General features: G+C 69.8%; 14 protein-coding genes. 3 read left to right on the top strand and 11 right to left on the bottom strand.

The features are described 5' to 3' along the window. Positions 1-5 precede the first annotated feature (5 nt). The 8 genes from FVE89_RS14625 to FVE89_RS14590 all read right to left on the bottom strand — a co-directional run bounded on the left by FVE89_RS14625 (position 6) and on the right by FVE89_RS14590 (position 8,487). On the bottom strand, positions 6-2,315 hold the full coding sequence (locus tag FVE89_RS14625) for a heavy metal translocating P-type ATPase (protein ID WP_160534665.1): 2,310 nt from the start codon (positions 2,313-2,315) through the stop codon (positions 6-8). Between the two features lie 10 nt (positions 2,316-2,325). After that, positions 2,326-2,841, bottom strand: coding sequence for a FixH family protein (locus FVE89_RS14620; RefSeq protein ID WP_160534664.1), 516 nt, complete (start codon positions 2,839-2,841; stop codon positions 2,326-2,328). Next, positions 2,838-4,343, bottom strand: coding sequence for a cytochrome c oxidase accessory protein CcoG (ccoG, locus tag FVE89_RS14615; protein ID WP_160534663.1), 1,506 nt, complete (start codon positions 4,341-4,343; stop codon positions 2,838-2,840). The genes FVE89_RS14620 and ccoG overlap by 4 nt, the downstream gene beginning before the upstream one ends. 180 nt (positions 4,344-4,523) lie before the next feature. Further along, positions 4,524-5,402, bottom strand: coding sequence for a cytochrome-c oxidase, cbb3-type subunit III (gene ccoP / locus FVE89_RS14610; RefSeq protein ID WP_160534662.1), 879 nt, complete (start codon positions 5,400-5,402; stop codon positions 4,524-4,526). A 3-nt stretch (positions 5,403-5,405) separates the two neighbouring features. After that, a complete protein-coding gene (locus FVE89_RS14605; protein WP_160534661.1) occupies positions 5,406-5,555 on the bottom strand; it encodes a cbb3-type cytochrome c oxidase subunit 3 in 150 nt (49 codons plus the stop codon). 5 nt (positions 5,556-5,560) lie between these two features. Beyond that, positions 5,561-6,307, bottom strand: coding sequence for a cytochrome-c oxidase, cbb3-type subunit II (gene ccoO, locus FVE89_RS14600; RefSeq protein ID WP_160534660.1), 747 nt, complete (start codon positions 6,305-6,307; stop codon positions 5,561-5,563). 67 nt (positions 6,308-6,374) lie between these two features. Then, entirely contained in the window at positions 6,375-8,054 is a 1,680-nt protein-coding gene (ccoN, locus tag FVE89_RS14595; protein WP_160534659.1) for a cytochrome-c oxidase, cbb3-type subunit I, read from the bottom strand. A gap of 178 nt (positions 8,055-8,232) precedes the next feature. Then, positions 8,233-8,487, bottom strand: coding sequence for a hypothetical protein (locus FVE89_RS14590; protein WP_160534658.1), 255 nt, complete (start codon positions 8,485-8,487; stop codon positions 8,233-8,235). A 232-nt stretch (positions 8,488-8,719) separates the two neighbouring features. On the opposite strand from FVE89_RS14590, the gene FVE89_RS14585 reads away from it, so the two are divergent. Next, a complete protein-coding gene (locus FVE89_RS14585) occupies positions 8,720-9,076 on the top strand; it encodes a hypothetical protein (RefSeq protein WP_160534657.1) in 357 nt (118 codons plus the stop codon). A gap of 173 nt (positions 9,077-9,249) precedes the next feature. Beyond that, positions 9,250-9,501 carry a hypothetical protein gene (locus FVE89_RS14580; RefSeq protein ID WP_160534656.1) on the top strand — a complete coding sequence of 84 codons (252 nt, stop codon included), beginning with the start codon at positions 9,250-9,252 and terminating at the stop codon, positions 9,499-9,501. A 157-nt stretch (positions 9,502-9,658) separates the two neighbouring features. On the opposite strand, the gene FVE89_RS14575 is transcribed toward FVE89_RS14580, so the two are convergent. Continuing rightward, positions 9,659-11,887, bottom strand: coding sequence for a methyl-accepting chemotaxis protein (locus tag FVE89_RS14575; RefSeq protein ID WP_202130824.1), 2,229 nt, complete (start codon positions 11,885-11,887; stop codon positions 9,659-9,661). A 654-nt stretch (positions 11,888-12,541) separates the two neighbouring features. Beyond that, the gene (locus FVE89_RS14565; protein ID WP_160534654.1) at positions 12,542-14,020 is read right to left on the bottom strand and encodes a PAS domain-containing methyl-accepting chemotaxis protein; all 1,479 of its coding nucleotides are present in this window, start codon (positions 14,018-14,020) and stop codon (positions 12,542-12,544) included. A gap of 420 nt (positions 14,021-14,440) precedes the next feature. On the opposite strand from FVE89_RS14565, the gene FVE89_RS14560 reads away from it, so the two are divergent. Continuing rightward, positions 14,441-15,535 (top strand): PAS domain-containing protein, encoded by a 1,095-nt coding sequence (locus FVE89_RS14560; RefSeq protein ID WP_246730776.1) that lies wholly within the window; start codon positions 14,441-14,443, stop codon positions 15,533-15,535. A gap of 62 nt (positions 15,536-15,597) precedes the next feature. Here FVE89_RS14560 and FVE89_RS31535 read toward each other — a convergent pair whose 3' ends face one another. Beyond that, positions 15,598-15,732, bottom strand: coding sequence for a hypothetical protein (locus FVE89_RS31535; protein ID WP_281408977.1), 135 nt, complete (start codon positions 15,730-15,732; stop codon positions 15,598-15,600). Positions 15,733-15,829 lie beyond the last annotated feature (97 nt).

Raw genomic sequence — 15,829 nt, 5'->3', positions numbered from 1 at the left:
CGGCCTCAGGCGGTTCCGGCGACGGTGGCTGCGACGGCCGGTCCGTCCGCGGGCTGCGGCCGGGCCGTATCGAGGCGTGCCCGCAGGGCGTTCAGCGTGACGACGACGGACGAGCCCGACATGGCGAGGGCCGCGATCAGCGGCGTCACGAGACCGGCTGCCGCCAGAGGAACCGCGAGCACGTTGTAGGCTGCCGAGAACCACAGGTTCTGCAGCATGAGCCGCCGGGCTCGCCGCCCCGCGGCCAGGACCGACAGGACCGGGGCGAGGCTTCGGCCCAGGAACAGGGCGTCGGCGGCGGCCTGACTCACATGCGAGGCGGTCACCGGCGAGAGCGAGGCATGCGCGGCGGCGAGCGCCGGCGCGTCGTTGAGGCCGTCGCCGACCATCAGCACGTGCCGCCCGCCCGCCCGCAGCGCCTCGATGCGGGCGATCTTGTCCTGGGGCGTCAGCTCGGCCTCCCACTCGGCGATCCCGAGCCGGCCGGCGACCGCCGCGACCGCGGGGGCGCGGTCGCCGGACAGGACCAGCACCCGGCGGCCCGTCCGTTCGAGCTCCGCCACGACCGCGCACGCGTCCGGCCTCAGCGCCTGGCGCACCGGGAAGACGGCCGGCGGCCCGTCCCCGGCCCGGAAGCAGATCACCGAAGCCTCCGGATCGGCGGCGAGCGCCGCGGCCGCCTGGTCCTCGGCGCCGCAGAAGCGGGCCGAGCCCAGGCGCAGCTCGACGCCGTCCACGACGGCGCGCACCCCGAGCCCGGCCGCCTCCTCGGCACCGGGGAACGGTCCCGAGCCTCCGGCGGCCGCCGCCAGGGCCGCCGCCATCGGGTGCCGGCTCGACAGGGCGAGCCGGGCCGCGTTCGCCAACGCGCCGGGATCGAAGGTCCCGGCCGCCAGGACCGGCTCCGGCAGGGTCAGCGTGCCGGTCTTGTCGAACACGACCGTGTCGATGGCGGCGAACCGCTCCAGCGCCTCGCCGTCGTTGAGCAGCACGCCCTCGCGGAACAGCGCGCCGGCCGCCACGACCTGCACGGCCGGGATGGCGAGACCGAGGGCGCAGGGGCAGGTCACGATCAGCACCGCGACGGCGTCGAGGAGCGCCGCGTGCCAGCCGGCGCCCGCGGCGAGCCAGCCCACGAGGGTCAGGGCGGCGGTCGCGTGGACGAGGGGGACGTAGAGGCGCGTGGCCCTGTCGGCGAGGACGAGGGCCCGCGAGCGCGCCTCCAGGGCGCGCCGCATCAGGCCCTCGACCTCGTCGAGCAGCGTGGCGCCGGTCGTCGCGGTCACCCGCATGGTCAGCGCCCCGCTGCCGTTGAGCGCGCCGGCGAAGACGCGGTCGCCGCCGCGGACCGTGACGGCGGCGGTCTCGCCGGTCACGAGACTCTGGTCGAGGTCGGACACGCCATGCTCGACGAGCCCGTCGGCCGGCACCCGCTCGCCGGGCCGGACGAGGATGCGCGCGCCCGGCGCGAGCTCGGCGAGGGGCACGTCGCGCAGCCCGCCCTCGGGCTCGGCGAGCGTCGCGCGCGCGCTGCGGAGCGCCGCGAGGTTCTCCGCACAGGCCCGCATCCGCCGCCGCATGGTCTGGTCGAGCACCCGCCCGATCAGCAGGAAGAACAGCAGCATCACGGCGCCGTCGAAATAGGCATGCGCGGCGCCCGACAGCGTTTCCACCACCGACATCACCAGGGTCAGGACGACGCCGAGCGTGATCGGGAAATCCATCGTGACGCGGCCGGCCCGCAGGCCGCGGAACGCGCCCTCGTAGAAGGGCCGTCCGGCATAGGCGGCCGCCGGCAGGGCGATCACGGCCTGGATCCAGTGGAAGAGGTCGCGGTTCTCCGGCGCCATGTCGGAGACGTTGCCGGCCCAGACCGAGATGGCGAGCAGCATCACGTTCATCGACGCGAAGCCCGCCACCGCGAGAGCCCGGATCAGGCGCCGCGTCTCGGCCGATTCCGCATCCGCGATCCCGCCGGGCGCGAAGGGCTGCGCGGTGTAGCCGAGCGCATCGAGCGCCGCGAGCACGGCGGGGATGTCGGGCTCCGCCTCCGGGCTCCAGGTCACGGCGAGGCGCCGGTCCGAGACGTTCAGCCGGGCGGATGCCACGCCCGGCAGGGGCGCGAGCCCGCGCTCGATGGCGTTCATGCAGGCCGCGCAGCGCACCCCCTCGACCGCGAATTCCGCGCGGGCCGAGCCGTCCGGCAAGGCCGCGGCGAAAGCGGAATAGTCCCGGTCGAGGGAGGGTTTGGTGTTGGCCTCGCTCCAGGCCGCGTGGGCCTCCACGTAGGCGAGGGCCATGTCGGTGCAGCACATCGTGCGGTCCTCAATCCAGGACGATCCGGTGCCTGCGCCGGAACGCGACGCCATCCGCGCCGGCGACCTCGACGACGAGGTCCCACTGCCCGCGCGCGACCGGTTCGGCGCGGGCCGTGTAGGTTCCGGCGGCGACCTCGACGAGATCGACCGCCACGTCCTGCCGCTTGTCGGTCGGCCGCTCGAGCCGTGCCTGCAGGGCCTTGCCCCGGAGCGGACGCGCCGCGCCGTCGGACAGGCTCACGGTCACCGTCGCGACCGCGGCCGGGTTCCGGGCCGCCGACGCGTCGAGGTGCCAGCCCAGCGCGTCCTGTTCCCGCGCGCGGGCCAGCTCCGCATTGTAGAGCTGGCCCGCCCTGTAGGGCGAGGCGACCTCCAGGCCCGACCAGGTCCGCGTCGCCGAGACGAGCAGGATGGTATCGGCGGTGGCGACCGTGCCGAAGAAGGCCACGAGGATCGCCAGGACCTTGCGGCCGGTCAGGCGGCCCGGGGCACGCGGCGGCATCAGCGAAGCGGAGGCGGTCATGGCGAGGGTGCCTTGAAGGTGTCGTGCGCCCGTGCGGTCTCGCCCGTCGAGACGTCGGTGAGATGGAAGGTGAGCGGGACGCTCGGGTCGGGCCGGGCGCCAGCCGGGGCGAAGACGAGGACGCGGAATTCCTGCGTCGCATCCGAGGGGACCGGCAGGTCGCCCGGGACGCCGCCCACCACCTCGACGCGCGCCCCGGCGAGGCCCTCGACCGCGAGCGCGTAGTGCCGCTCCCCGGGCCGCTTGTTGCTGAGCCGGACCGTGTAGCCGTTGCGGACCGAGCCGTCCGAGAGCGTCACGAAGAGGGGGTTGCGGTCGTGCAGGACGCTCAGGCCGGTGAAGCTCCGGGTGGCGAGGTGATAGAGCATGAAGCTGCCGATGCCGGCGACCAGCACCGCGTAGAGGATCGTCCGCGGGCGCACGATCCGGCTCACCGGCCCCCCGCCCGCGGCCCTGCTGCGCCGGTTCGCCTCGGTGTCGTAGCCGATCAGGCCCGTGGGGCGCCCGAGCTTGCCCATGACGGTGTCGCAGGCGTCGACGCAGAGACCGCACTGGATGCAATCCATCTGCAGCCCGTCACGGATGTCGATGCCGGCCGGGCAGGCGGTGACGCAGGCGAAGCAGTCGACACAGTCCCCCGCGGGCTTGCCCGCCGCACGAAGCGCCGTGGCCTGCTTGGCGGACACGCGCGGCTCGCCCCGCGCGTCCCGGTAGAGGATGTTGTAGGCGTGCTCGTCGGTCAGCGAGGCCTGGATGCGCGGCCAGGGGCACATGTAGGTGCAGACCTGCTCGCGCATGTGGCCGGCGAGACCGTAGGTGGTCGCCGTCAGCGTCAGGATCGCGATGTAGGCCTGCGCCGGCGCCTGGAACGTGGCGAGCTGGCCGACCAGCGTCGGCGCGTCGGCGAAGTAGAGCACCCAGGCGCCGCCGGTCCACCACGCGATGAGCAGCCAGACCGCATGCTTCATCGTCCGGAGCGCGATCTTCTCCATGGACCAGGGCGCGGCATCGAGCTTCAGCCGCTCGCGCCGGTCACCCTCGATCAGGCGCTCGACGGCGAGGAACAGGTCGGTCCACACCGTCTGCGGGCAGAGGTAGCCGCACCAGACCCGGCCGGCGACGGCGTTCATGAGGAACAGGATCAGGGCCGCCAGGATCAAGAGACCCATCACGTAGGTCACGTCCTGCGGCCAGAGCTCAATGGAGAAGGCGTAGAATCGCCCCCTGTCGAGGTCGAGCAGCACGGCCTGGGAGGGCTCGCCGGGCCCGCGGTCCCAGCGGAGGAACGGGACGGCGTAGTAGACGCAGAGCGTCACCGCGAGGAGCACCCACTTGATCCGCCGGAAGGTGCCGCGGACCGCCTGCGGCTGGATCTTCCTCCGCGCGGCGTAGAGGGCTCCGTTCTCCGCGGGGATGGCCGCCCGCGTCGCGCGGCTGCCGAACTTCTTGGTCGGACGGGGCCTGGGCGCGGGGGCAGTCTGGGTCGGCTCGGCGAGGGGCATCGATGCGGAATTCCGTTCGGCGACGTGGCCGGCTCCGTTGGTCCTATGGTCCGCCCGAGGCGCCCGCCTTGATCTCGCTCAAGCTTGGATTTGAGCCACGTCCAGGGCTGTTCGCCCCGGACGTGGCTCGCGAGGCGTCGGCCGGCCCCGCCCCCCCGAGCGGGCCGGACCGACGTCCCGCTACTTGCCGCCGCCCAGGCCGTGCACGTAGACGGCGAGCGACTTGATGGTCGCGGTGTCGAGCCGGCCCTCCCAGGCGGGCATCACGCCCTTGCGGCCGTTCGTGATCGTCGTGACGACCTGCTCGGGCGACGAGCCGTACAGCCAGATCGCGTCGGTGAGGTTGGGCGCGCCCATCTCGGGATTCCCCGTCGCAGTCTCGCCGTGGCAGGCCGCGCAGTTGCCGGCGAAGATCTCGGCCCCCTTCTCGGCGCTCGCGCCGGGGATCCCGGGCTTGCCCGAGAGCGAGAGCACGTAGGTCGCCGCCGCCTCGATCTCGTCGCGCTTCAGCACGCCGTCGCGACCGAAGGCCGGCATGTCGCCGACATGCGCCTCGCCGTGACCGGAGCGCGCCCCGTACCGGATGGTCCGCTCGATCTCCTCGGGCGTTCCGCCCCAGAGCCAGTCGTCGTCCTGCAGGTTCGGGTAGCCGATCCGCCCGGTGGCCGCGGTGCCGTGGCAGGCGGCGCAATTGTCGCCGAACGCCGCCTTGCCGGTGGCCAGCGCAAGGCGCAGCAGGGCCGGATCGGCGCGGATCTCCGCCACGGTGGCGCTGGCAAGCTGCGCCCGGCCGCGGAGGTCGCGCTCCCGGCGCACGGCCTCGACCTCCCCGAGCACGGCGGCACGCTGCGAGTAGCCGAGCAGGCCGCCGGTATAGCCGCTCACCAGCGGCCAGGCGGGGTAGAGGACCCAGTAGCCCATCGCCCAGACGATGGTGGCGTAGAGGCCGTAGAGCCACCAGCGCGGCAGCGGGTTGTTGTATTCGGCGATGCCGTCCCATTCATGCCCGGTGGTCTGCGGGCCGGCAGGCGGCGTGCCGGGATTGGCTGTCTCGGCCACGGCTCAGTCCTCGATCAGGGGGAGATGGGCGGCCGCGTCGAACCGGGCCCGGTTGCGCGGCCAGAAGGCGTAGACGGCGACGGCGACGAAGATGCCGACGAAGTAGAGAAGGCCGCTGGTCTGCGCGAAGGCGGCCGCGCTCTCGTAGGTCATGGCGCTCACCTCAGGTTCTTCTTGTCTTCGTAGATCTTGAAGTCGACCATGGTGCCGAGCACCTGCAGGTAGGCGATCAGCGCGTCGATCTCGGCGACCCGGCCCTTGTCGCCGCCGAAGTCGCGGACATTCGCACCGGGATAGCGGCGCTGGAGGTCGGCGGCCCCCGGCCCGTCCGGATCGAGCTGGGCGCTCAGGTCACTGCGGGCCAGGGCGATCATCTCGTCGCTGTAGGGGACGCCGAGCGCCCGGTTGGCCTTGAGGTCGTCCGCGATGGCGTCGGCGTCGAGCGGCCGCTCGAGGAAGGCGTAGGCCGGCATGATCGAAGCCGGGACCACGGCGCGCGGGTCCTTCAGGTGCTCGCGGTGCCATTGGTCCGAATACTTGCCGCCGACCCGGGCGAGGTCGGGGCCGGTGCGCTTCGAGCCCCATTGGAAGGGGTGATCGTACATGCTCTCGGCGGCGAGCGAGAAGTGGCCGTAGCGCTCGATCTCGTCGCGCATCGGCCGGATCATCTGGCTGTGGCAGAGGTAGCAGCCCTCGCGGACGTAGATGTTGCGGCCGGCGAGCTCCAGCGGCGTGTAGGGGCGGACCCCCTCGACCGTCTCGACGGTGCTCTTCAGGTAGAAGAGCGGCGTGATCTCGACGAGGCCGCCGACGGCCACGACGAGGAGCGCGCAGATGAGCAGGAGGATGGAGTTCTTCTCGAGGATCTCGTGCCTCTTCCAGAGGCCGGGCTGGGCGGTGGCCATCGGTCGTGTTCCGTGATGCGGCGGGTCTGTTCGGGGAGGGACCGCCGCGTCGGGCGGCCCCGGGACGTCACTCCGCGGGCGCAAGCCCGGCGGGACCGGGGAGCGTCCCGCCTGCGGGGCGCGGCTCGCTGTCGGCGGCGGTTTTGCCCGCGATGGTCATGGCGAGGTTGTAGGCCATGATCAGCCCGCCGATCAGGAACAGCACGCCGCCGAGCGCCCGGACCAGGTAGTAGGGCTGCATCGCCTCGACGGTCTCGACGAAGGAGTATTCGAGGAAGCCGAGGCTGTTATAGGCGCGCCACATCAGGCCCTGCATGATGCCGGCGACCCACATCGAGGAGATGTACAGCACGATGCCGAGCGTCGAGACCCAGAAGTGCCACTCGACGAGCTTCAGGGAATAGACCTCGCGCCGGTTCCACAGCCAGGGCACCAGGCAATAGAGCGCGCCGAAGGAGATGTAGGCGACCCAGCCGAGCGCGCCCGAATGGACGTGGCCGATGGTCCAGTCCGTGTAGTGCGAGAGGGAATTGACGGCCTTGATCGACATCATCGGCCCTTCGAAGGTCGCCATGCCGTAGAAGGCCAGCGAGACGACCATGAAGCGCAGGATCGGATCGGTCCGCAGCTTGTCCCAGGCGCCCGACAGGGTCATGAGGCCGTTGATCATGCCGCCCCAGGAGGGCATCCACAGCATGATCGAGAAGGTCATGCCGAGCGTCTGCGCCCAATCGGGCAGGGCCGTGTAGTGCAGGTGGTGCGGGCCGGCCCAGATATACATGAAGATCAGCGCCCAGAAGTGGATGATCGACAGCCGGTAGGAGTAGATCGGCCGCTCGGCGCGCTTCGGGACGAAGTAGTACATGATCGCCAGGAAGCCGGCGGTGAGGAAGAAGCCGACCGCGTTGTGGCCGTACCACCACTGGATCAGGGCATCCTGCACGCCCGCGAATATCGGGTAGGACTTCGAGCCGAACACCGTCACCGGCAGCGCCAGGTTGTTGACGATGTGCAGCATCGCGATGGTCACGATGAATCCGAGGTAGAACCAGTTCGCGACGAAGATGTGCGGTTCCTTGCGCTTCCAGAGGGTTGCGAGGAACACGAGCAGGTAGGCGACCCAGACGATGGTCAGCCAGAGGTCGGCGTACCATTCCGGCTCGGCATATTCCTTCGACTGGGTCACGCCCATCAGGTAGCCGGTGCCGGCGATGACGATGAACAGGTTGTAGCCGAGCACCACGAACCAGGGTGCGAGGTCGCCCGCGAGCCGGGTCCGGCAGGTGCGCTGGACGACGTAGAGGGATGTCCCGATCAGGACGTTGCCGCCGAAGGCGAAGATCACCGCCGAGGTGTGCAGCGGGCGCAGGCGGCCGAAGGTCGTGTATTCGAGGCCGAGGTTGAGGGAGGGCGCCCAGAGCTGGAAGGCGATGATGCAGCCGACGAGGAAGCCGGCGATGCCCCAGCCCATCGCGGCGACGGCCGCGACCTTGATCGGTCCGAGATTGTAGTTCGGCTTGCCGTCGATCTCCTGCGGCGGCGCTTCGGCCGGACGGCCCTCGTAGCGCTTCAGCAGAGCGCCGATGCCCGCCACCGCGGCGAGTGCGAACACGGCCATATGGACGGAGAACGGCGTGTCGACCGCGCGGGCCGAGGCCAGGGCGCAGACGAGCGCGCCGACCAGCAGGACGATGCCGAGTCCGGCTTCCCCCTCGGTCATGTATTTGGATGATGGTGTCGCGGCCATGGCTCGCTCGATTCGCCTCACGCAAAAACGGCTACGCTGCGCTTAGGAACGCGGGCGTCCAGGAACCTTGATCTCGATCAAACGGCCTGCCGCGGTGCCGGCCCGCGGGCGTGCGGCGCCCGATCCCGTGCGGAACCGCGGGCCACGCGCTGAGTGGAGCCCTGACGGCCGGGCCACCTCAAACCCGTCTCTGGCGGAAGAATCCGAGAAGCCCGCTCGTCAGGATCATGGTCGCCAGTACGAGGGTCGCGAGGATCTTGGTGACGGTGACCAGCGCGTGGAGCACGAAGCCTCCGGCGTTGTGCACCAGGGTCACGGCCAGCAGCGCGAAGGCGGCCGCCAAGGCCACGCCCCCGACGACGACCATCGAGACGAACAGCGTCCCGAAGGCTCGGATCGGGGTCCACACGAGGTCAAGCGGCCGGGTGCTCATCGCGGTTCTCTCCGGTTGAACGCCGCGGCCGTCACACGGGCCCGGAAGCCGGGCTTTGGGATGGATCAAGGCTGTCCGGTGGGGGCGTCGCGCGAGCCTTGCGGCCGGTCTCGATCGTCCCCGGTCGTGCCTCCGTTCCTTGATTCAGCGCAAAGCCCGGCCCCGCGCTGCGCCGCACAAGAGGGTGTCCGGTACGGTCGCTACCTGCCCGACTACCAAGGAAAACAAAGCTATGCGGACCTCGCTTCCCCTTTTCGCCGCCGCCCTGGTCGCCTGCTCATGCCTGCCCGCGCGCGCGACCCCGTGCGGACAGCAGGTCAGTGCCCTGCAGCGTCGCCTCGACAGCGCGGGCGCCGTGCGCGTGGCCGGCCTGGAACCCGGCCACACCTTGACCACCGGCTCGGTCAAGGCGCTGCCCCGCATCCTCACCGAGGCCCCCAGCGACCCGCAGCTGAAGCCGACCCGCGAGAACATCGCGGCCGCCCGCCTGCTGATCCGTGAGGCGCTGGAGGAGGACCAAGAGGGCAATCAGCGCGCCTGCGAGAACATCCTGACCGACGCCAAGCGTCTCATCGGCGCTCTTCCGTAGGAGGGCTGCCACGCAGGTCCCGACGCACGATCGGCACAGGACGCCACCGCGACCAAGGCCCCGGGTGGCGTCCCGCCGGATGCCGGGACAAGCCTCTCGCTCCCGGACAGGGCCGGCCGCCGGGGCCGGGCGCGCGACCCGGTTCCGCTCAACCGACGCGAAGGAATCCCGCCATGTTCGACGTCATGCCCAATACCGCGACAAGCGTGGTGCACCCGCTCGCTGCGACCGAGACCTACAGGGCCTTCCTGGTGGCCCGGGGCGGCCGCATCGTCGACATGGTGCCCCTGCGGGCCGATACGGAAGAGGAGGCACGCCGCCAAGCCCTCGAACTGGTCGGCGAGGAAGACGTGGTCGAACTCTGGGCCGGCCTTCACGCCCTGGCGCGGTTCGAGCGCGACGGCACAACGCATTCCAGGACCTGACCGCGTCGCGGCGGCTTCACGAAGTGGCTCCCGTGTCGATCAAGGTTCGGCCCGAACCCGGCGGCGACGGAGCATGACGACCTGAACTTCGTCGGATCCTCGATCTCAGTCTTGATGGCGGCCGGGCAGGCCGATCCTGCCTGCCCGGGCTCGACGATCATGCCGCTCTGACGGTCGCGAGAAAGTTGGCGACCTCGGCGCTGAGCTGTTCGGAATGGCGCGACAGTTCCGTCGAGGAGGTCAGGACCTGGGTGGCGGCCGCGCCGGTCTCTTCCGCGGCTCCCGCCACCCCCTCCACATTGGCCGTCACCTCGCTCGTGCCGACGGCCGCCCTGTTGACGTTCCGGACGATCTCCTGCGTCGCCGCGCCCTGCTGCTCCACCGCCGCCGCGATCGTCGTCGCCACCCGGCTGATTTCCTGAATCCGGGCCGTGATGCCACCGATCGCCTGCACCGCCTGACCCGTCGCGTTCTGGATCCTGCCGATCTGGCCGCCGATCTCCTCGGTGGCCCGCGCGGTCTGGTTTGCCAGTTCCTTGACCTCGGCGGCCACCACCGCGAAGCCCTTCCCGGCATCGCCGGCTCGGGCGGCTTCGATCGTCGCGTTGAGCGCCAGGAGATTGGTCTGCCCGGCGATGTTGGAGATCATGCCGACGACATCGCCGACCCGGGCTGCGATCTCGGTCAGCTCACGGACCAGGGCTTCAGTCTGGCTCGCCTCGCCCGCGGCTTCGCGAGCCAGGACCGCGGAGCTGCCGGCCTGCTGGCCGATCTCGTGGACGGAACTGCCGAGCTGTTCGGCCGCGGACGCGACGGTGTTCACGTTGGCGGCTGCCTCACGGACCGCTCCGGCGGCCGTTTCCGACTGGCGCGCTGTCTCGGCAGCGGTGCTCGCCATCGCGCCCGCCGTCGCCTGCAGTTCGGTCGCCGAGGCCGAGACGGCCTCGACGATTCCACCGACCGCGGCTTCGAAGGCCTGGGCCATATCGTGGAGCGTGCGCCGCCTCTGCTCTTCGAGCTTGAGGTGTTCCATCTCGCTGAGGGCCGCGCGCTGTTCCGCTTCCTCCTGGGTCCGGATCCGGATCTGGTCCACGGCGCGTGCGATGTCGCCGATCTCGTCGACCCGCGCCGAACCGGGAATCGTCTCGGCGGTACGGCCCTGAGCCATCTCGCGCAGGGCCTGTGTCAGCCGGTTGAGCGGGGTCGTGAGGCTCGTGGAGAACACGAACATGATGGCGATGCCGGCGGCGGTGATGAGACCGCCGACCAGAAGCTGCAGGAGCAGATCCCGCCGGCTGCGATCCGCCAGGACCGCGCTCAGATGTGCGGCATCCGCCATGACCAGGGCGCGTGGCACGGCGATGAGGACGGACCAGGTCTCTCCGGTCCGACCGAGGGTGATCGGGGTGACGACGCGGATCTCGTCCAACGCGGCATCCTGTCCGACGAAGCTCGCGCCGGTGCGCAACTGGTCGGCATAGCTCTGCCAGGTCGCATCGACTTCGCTGAGCGCTGAACCGATCCCCTCCGGATGCCGGCTGGAGGCGATGACCAGCCCGGTCTGGGAGACGATCGCGACCGAGCCTCTGCCGTCGTAGAGTGACCGGTTGACGCCTTCGACGGCCTTCTGAACGAAGGCGAGATCGAAGTCCGTTCCGGCCACGCCGAGGAAGCGACCCTCCGCCATGATCGGCACGGAGATCGTCGCGAGGTGCACGGCTTTGCCCTGCACGATGTAGGGAAGCGGTGCCAGCATGCTCTCGCGTCCTGTCCGCTTCGGGCCGATATACCAGCCGCCCTTCACGACCCCATTGGGATGGCGCTCTTCGCTGTCGTATTCGACGAGCGGCTGCAGCGCGATCTTTCCGTCGGCCGTCCGCGTCCAGTACGGCAATGCGCGGCCGGTGTGGTCCGAGCCGACCTCCCGGCGATCGCTGTAAGCCTCGTCGGAACCATCCAGCGCGTTGGGCTCCCAGGCGCTATAGGCACCGTTGAAATCGGGATTTCTCTGGAGAACGCCGAGAAGGAAGTCGTTGAGCTGGCCGCGGCGCACGGCCTCGCGCGACGCGCTCGTCTTTCCGGCCGCGACGACGGCCATCATGCCTGCGGAATTGCGCGCCGCGTTGAATGCGAAGTCCAGCTTGCTTCGGATCGTGGAGGCCTGATTGGCGGCCAGTTCCTGAAGATTTTCCTTGCTCTTGCGCGCGAGTAGGTCTTCGGTCGATCCGGATACGAGGGCACTCGTGCTCGATGACGCGTAAACCCCGTAACCGACCAAGCTCGCCGTCGTCAGGATCACGCAGAGACCTGAAACGGCGATCATCTTGATTTTGATGGAGCGCCGCGCCAGGGCCTTGCGGGAGGACGGGACCGTCGTGTTCTTCATGATGAACTCCGGGGCGCGCCAGCATTGCTCATGACAGGCCGATCGTTGGACCATCGCGAATATTGAATCGCCTTTCCTGGCCGCCGCGCGTGATCTGTTATCGCTGCACTCAACCTAAAGATCTGTTAACGCAGAACCCGTACCAAAGTATTAATATGATTTATCGGCGTGATCGAGCGCGATTGATCCAGGTCAATGCAAATTCTGACCGAAGAAACAGCCGGATTCACCCGGCGAGTTTGAGAGTCATCGACCAGTTGCGGCCGATGCGTTCGAACGATTCCTATCCAGATAGATAATGGCGACATCAATAATTCAACCTTCCAGAGCGTCCGATGACATGAAGGCCATCATCAGCCGCCGAGGCCCGGAAAAATCATTCTTTTGCCGGCCCGTCGATCGAGGCGCGGCTGAGCGCATCGGCGCGTCGAGCCCATCGCGGGCCGCGAGGCATCGCGATGGCGGCCGCAAAGCAGGGTGTCGTCACCGCCGCGGCGAGGCCGGACAGGTCAACTGGCGCGGCGATGTTCCGGAAGACGCCAGCCGGCACCAGCACGGCGGCCTGGTGAAGGACCGGTCGAGCGGCCGGGTCTCGACGCGCATCCGCGCACGCGTCGCCTCGTGCAGGCGCGTATCCTCTTCTCGGGTGGGCGCTCAGGCCGCCATGGAGTGCGAGGCGTCGCGCACGAGACGCGTCGAGGCATCGACCTCCTGGGTGGCCGTGGCGATCAGGCTGACGCTGCGGCTGATCTCCCCGACGGCCCCCGTCATCGCGTGCATGTTGACCGATATTTCCTGGGCTACCGCCGCCTGCTGCTCGACGGCGGTCGAGATGGCGGAGGAGATCTCGTTGACCTCTGCGATGGTCTGGCCGATGCCGGTGATGGCGACGGCGGCTTGATTGGCGGCGGCCTGCGTCTCGGCGATCTGGCCGCCGATGCTCTGCGTCGCCCGGGCGGTCTGGGCGGCGAGCGCCTTCACCTCGGCCGCGACCACGGCGAAGCCCTTCCCGGCCTCGCCGGCGCGCGCCGCCTCGATGGTGGCGTTGAGCGCCAGGAGGTTCGTCTGCGAGGCGATGCCGGAGATCAAGCCGACCACGTCGCCGATGCGCTGGGCCGCCGATGCCAGCCCGGCCACCACGGTCGAGGTGGCGTTCGCCTGCTCGACGGCGCGCCCGGTGACCTGAAGGGCGCGGGAGACCTGCCGGCCGATCTCGCCGACCGAAGAAGCCAGCTCCTCCGCGCCGGCCGCGACGCTCTGGCTGTTGCCCGACGCCTGCTCGGCGGCTCCGGCGGCCCCCACGGCCTGCTGCGTGGCCTGCGAGATGGATGCCGCGATGCTGTCGAGGTCGCGGTCGATGCCGCGCTGGAGCTCGGCGCGCCGCAGGCGCTCCTCCACGGAGGCCGTGATGTCGACGGCGAACTTGACGACCTTCACGAGGCGGTCGGAGGCGTCGCGGACGGGATTGTAGGTGGCCTGGATCCAGACCTCGCGGCCGCCCTTGCCGATCCGCTTGTACTCGGCCTGCTGGAACTCGCCCCGGCGCAGCGCATCCCAGAAGGCGCGATAGGCCGGAGTGTCGCGTTCGGCCGCATCCACGAACATCGCGTGGGGCCGACCCTTCACCTCGTCGAGACCGTAGCCGACGACCGCGAGGAAATTGGCGTTGGCGGTGAGGATGGTGCCGTCGAGCTCGAATTCGATGATGCCCTGCGAGCGGTCGAGCGCGTCGAGCTTGCCCTCGACATCGGCGATGCGCCGCTTCTGCGCGGTGATGTCGGTCGCGCACTTGAACACGCCGTAGGGCTTGCCGTTGCGGCCCACGAGCGGGTTGTAGCTGGCCTGGATCCAGACCTCGCGGCCGCCCTTGCCGATCCGCCGGTACTCGGCAATCTGGTGCTCGCCCCGGCGCAGGGCCGCCCAGAACAGACGATAGGCGTCACTCTCGCGCTCGGCGGGGTCGACGAACATCGCGTGGTGCTGCCCCTGGATCTCCTCCAGGCGGTAGCCGAGGGCGGCCAGGAAATTGGCATTGGCCGTGACGACCTTGCCGTCGAGGTCGAACTCGATCAGCGCTTGCGAGGTGTCGAGCGCATTCAGCTTGGCCTTGATCTCGCTGCTTGGAAGCAACATTGATGTTCTCACGCAGAGAGCGGCCGTCCGCCCCTCTTCCGCCAGGATGGATGCGTCGCGCTTCCAGAAGCTCAAGCCGATTGCTGAAACCGGGGTGCAATCGCCGCTTTTGTGTCGAATTTTCTGTCTTTTCGGAGATCGTCCGCCGGAGCCCGATCGGTCTGGCATGTTTTCTTCCATGCCCCGCCAACGTCGAGGCGCGCAGTCGGTCCTTTCGCTACCGGACCTCCAATTCTGCCATCGTCCGGATTGCGATCCGGTTCCGGCCTTCAATCCAAGTCGGTCCCACGACGTCACGGGTCTTGCGCAGATCGTGGATGCCGGTCGATACGGCGCGAGGGCGGTCTTCTTTACGGTCGATTCAGCACGTTCATGGCATGCTGCCTTCCATCGCGCGTTGCAGCGATGGGAGACGAGACGATGCCGACGCGTGCCCTGATGCGTCCGGAGGCGAGGGCTGCAGTCGGCGTCGGCCCGCGTGCGTTCTCGTCGCGCCACTATCTGAAGCTGATCGAGGATACGGGGAAAGTCGGCTTCTGGTCGGCGGACCTGGGATCCGAGCGGCTGGATGCCTCCCCGGGCCTCTATCGTATCCTGGGTCTCGACCCGTCCGCCGAGATGACCTTCGGCGTCGGGCTCGCCATGATCCATCCGGACGACCGGGCCGCGCATGGCGACCAGATCGCCGTTCTGCGCTCCGGCCACCCGATCAGCCGCGAATTCCGCATCATCCGCCCCGACCGGACCCAGCGCTGGCTCTTGCACCAGGCCGAGGTGATCCTCGGCTCGGACGGGCGCCCGAGCCATGGCATGGGGGTCGTGTTCGATGTCACGGCGCAGCACGAGACCATGAACGCCCTCATGCAGCGGCATGACCGGCTGAACGCGCTCGTGGCCGCGACGGCTTCGGTCTTCTGGATCAACAAGGCCAACGGCGAGCCCAGCGAGATGCCGCAATGGATGGCCCTGACCGGCCAGACCGACGCGCAGATGCAGGGCTTGGGTTGGCTGGACGCCGTGCACCCGGAGGACCGCGCCCGCACGCTCGCGGCCTGGATGACGGCGGTCGAGCACACGGCCCCGTACAACACCGACTACCGTATCCTGTGCGCGGACGGGATCTACCGCTGGTTCAACGCCCGCGGCGCGCCGGTGCTGAACAAGGACGGCTCCGTGCGCGAATGGGTCGGCGTCTGTCTCAGCGTGCCGGGGCGGACCCGATACGGCGCCCCGCCGCCCGAGCACACGCCGCCTGTCGCCGCGAAGGGGAGGCCCGACGACGCATACCTGATCCCGAGCCAGATCCGCGCGGCCCGCGCCATCACCGGGCTGTCGAAGGACGAACTCGCCCAGCTGGCGAACGTCTCCGTGTCCACGATCAACCGCCTGGAGGATGGCGGCTCCGGTGTCAGGCCCCGGACCGACACGCTCGTGGCGGTGCGCCGCGCCCTGGAGGAAGCCGGCGTCGCGTTCAGCTTCGAGCCCGGCGCGAAGCCCGGCGTGCGCGAGGCGTGAGGGCGCGCCAGTTCCGGCCCGCCGGCCCGTCCCATCCGAACCGTCGCTCGATGGCCTTCGGCTCAGGCTGCAGCCGCGCGGCCCATCGCGGCCTGGACGAACGGCGTCAGGCCGGTCGCGGCCTCGCGCAGCAGCGATGCAGCCGGATCGTCCGGCGCAGCTCCGACAGTCGCCGTCCCGACGGCTATGATGGCCAAGCTATCCCGCAGCCTGCGGCTAGAGCTATTCCCGCAGACGTTGCGACGGATCAGCGTTTGCGGCGTTGACGGATGAAGGAGCCGGCGATGCCATCAC

Origin of the sequence: Methylobacterium sp. 2A (genome assembly GCF_009806555.1) — a bacterium.
GTDB lineage: Bacteria > Pseudomonadota > Alphaproteobacteria > Rhizobiales > Beijerinckiaceae > Methylobacterium.
The sequence above is the reverse complement of the archived record's forward strand: the minus strand, read 5'-3'. Positions and strand labels throughout refer to the sequence as shown.

Coding starts and splice junctions, on each gene's coding strand:
- FVE89_RS14625 (WP_160534665.1), bottom strand. CDS start 2,315: ATGTGCTGCACCGACATGGCCCTCGCCTACGTGGAGGCCCACGCGGCC.
- FVE89_RS14620 (WP_160534664.1), bottom strand. CDS start 2,841: ATGACCGCCTCCGCTTCGCTGATGCCGCCGCGTGCCCCGGGCCGCCTG.
- ccoG (WP_160534663.1), bottom strand. CDS start 4,343: ATGCCCCTCGCCGAGCCGACCCAGACTGCCCCCGCGCCCAGGCCCCGT.
- FVE89_RS14605 (WP_160534661.1), bottom strand. CDS start 5,555: ATGACCTACGAGAGCGCGGCCGCCTTCGCGCAGACCAGCGGCCTTCTC.
- ccoO (WP_160534660.1), bottom strand. CDS start 6,307: ATGGCCACCGCCCAGCCCGGCCTCTGGAAGAGGCACGAGATCCTCGAG.
- ccoN (WP_160534659.1), bottom strand. CDS start 8,054: ATGGCCGCGACACCATCATCCAAATACATGACCGAGGGGGAAGCCGGA.
- FVE89_RS14590 (WP_160534658.1), bottom strand. CDS start 8,487: ATGAGCACCCGGCCGCTTGACCTCGTGTGGACCCCGATCCGAGCCTTC.
- FVE89_RS14585 (WP_160534657.1), top strand. CDS start 8,720: ATGCGGACCTCGCTTCCCCTTTTCGCCGCCGCCCTGGTCGCCTGCTCA.
- FVE89_RS14580 (WP_160534656.1), top strand. CDS start 9,250: ATGTTCGACGTCATGCCCAATACCGCGACAAGCGTGGTGCACCCGCTC.
- FVE89_RS14575 (WP_202130824.1), bottom strand. CDS start 11,887: ATGAAGAACACGACGGTCCCGTCCTCCCGCAAGGCCCTGGCGCGGCGC.
- FVE89_RS14565 (WP_160534654.1), bottom strand. CDS start 14,020: ATGTTGCTTCCAAGCAGCGAGATCAAGGCCAAGCTGAATGCGCTCGAC.
- FVE89_RS14560 (WP_246730776.1), top strand. CDS start 14,441: ATGCCGACGCGTGCCCTGATGCGTCCGGAGGCGAGGGCTGCAGTCGGC.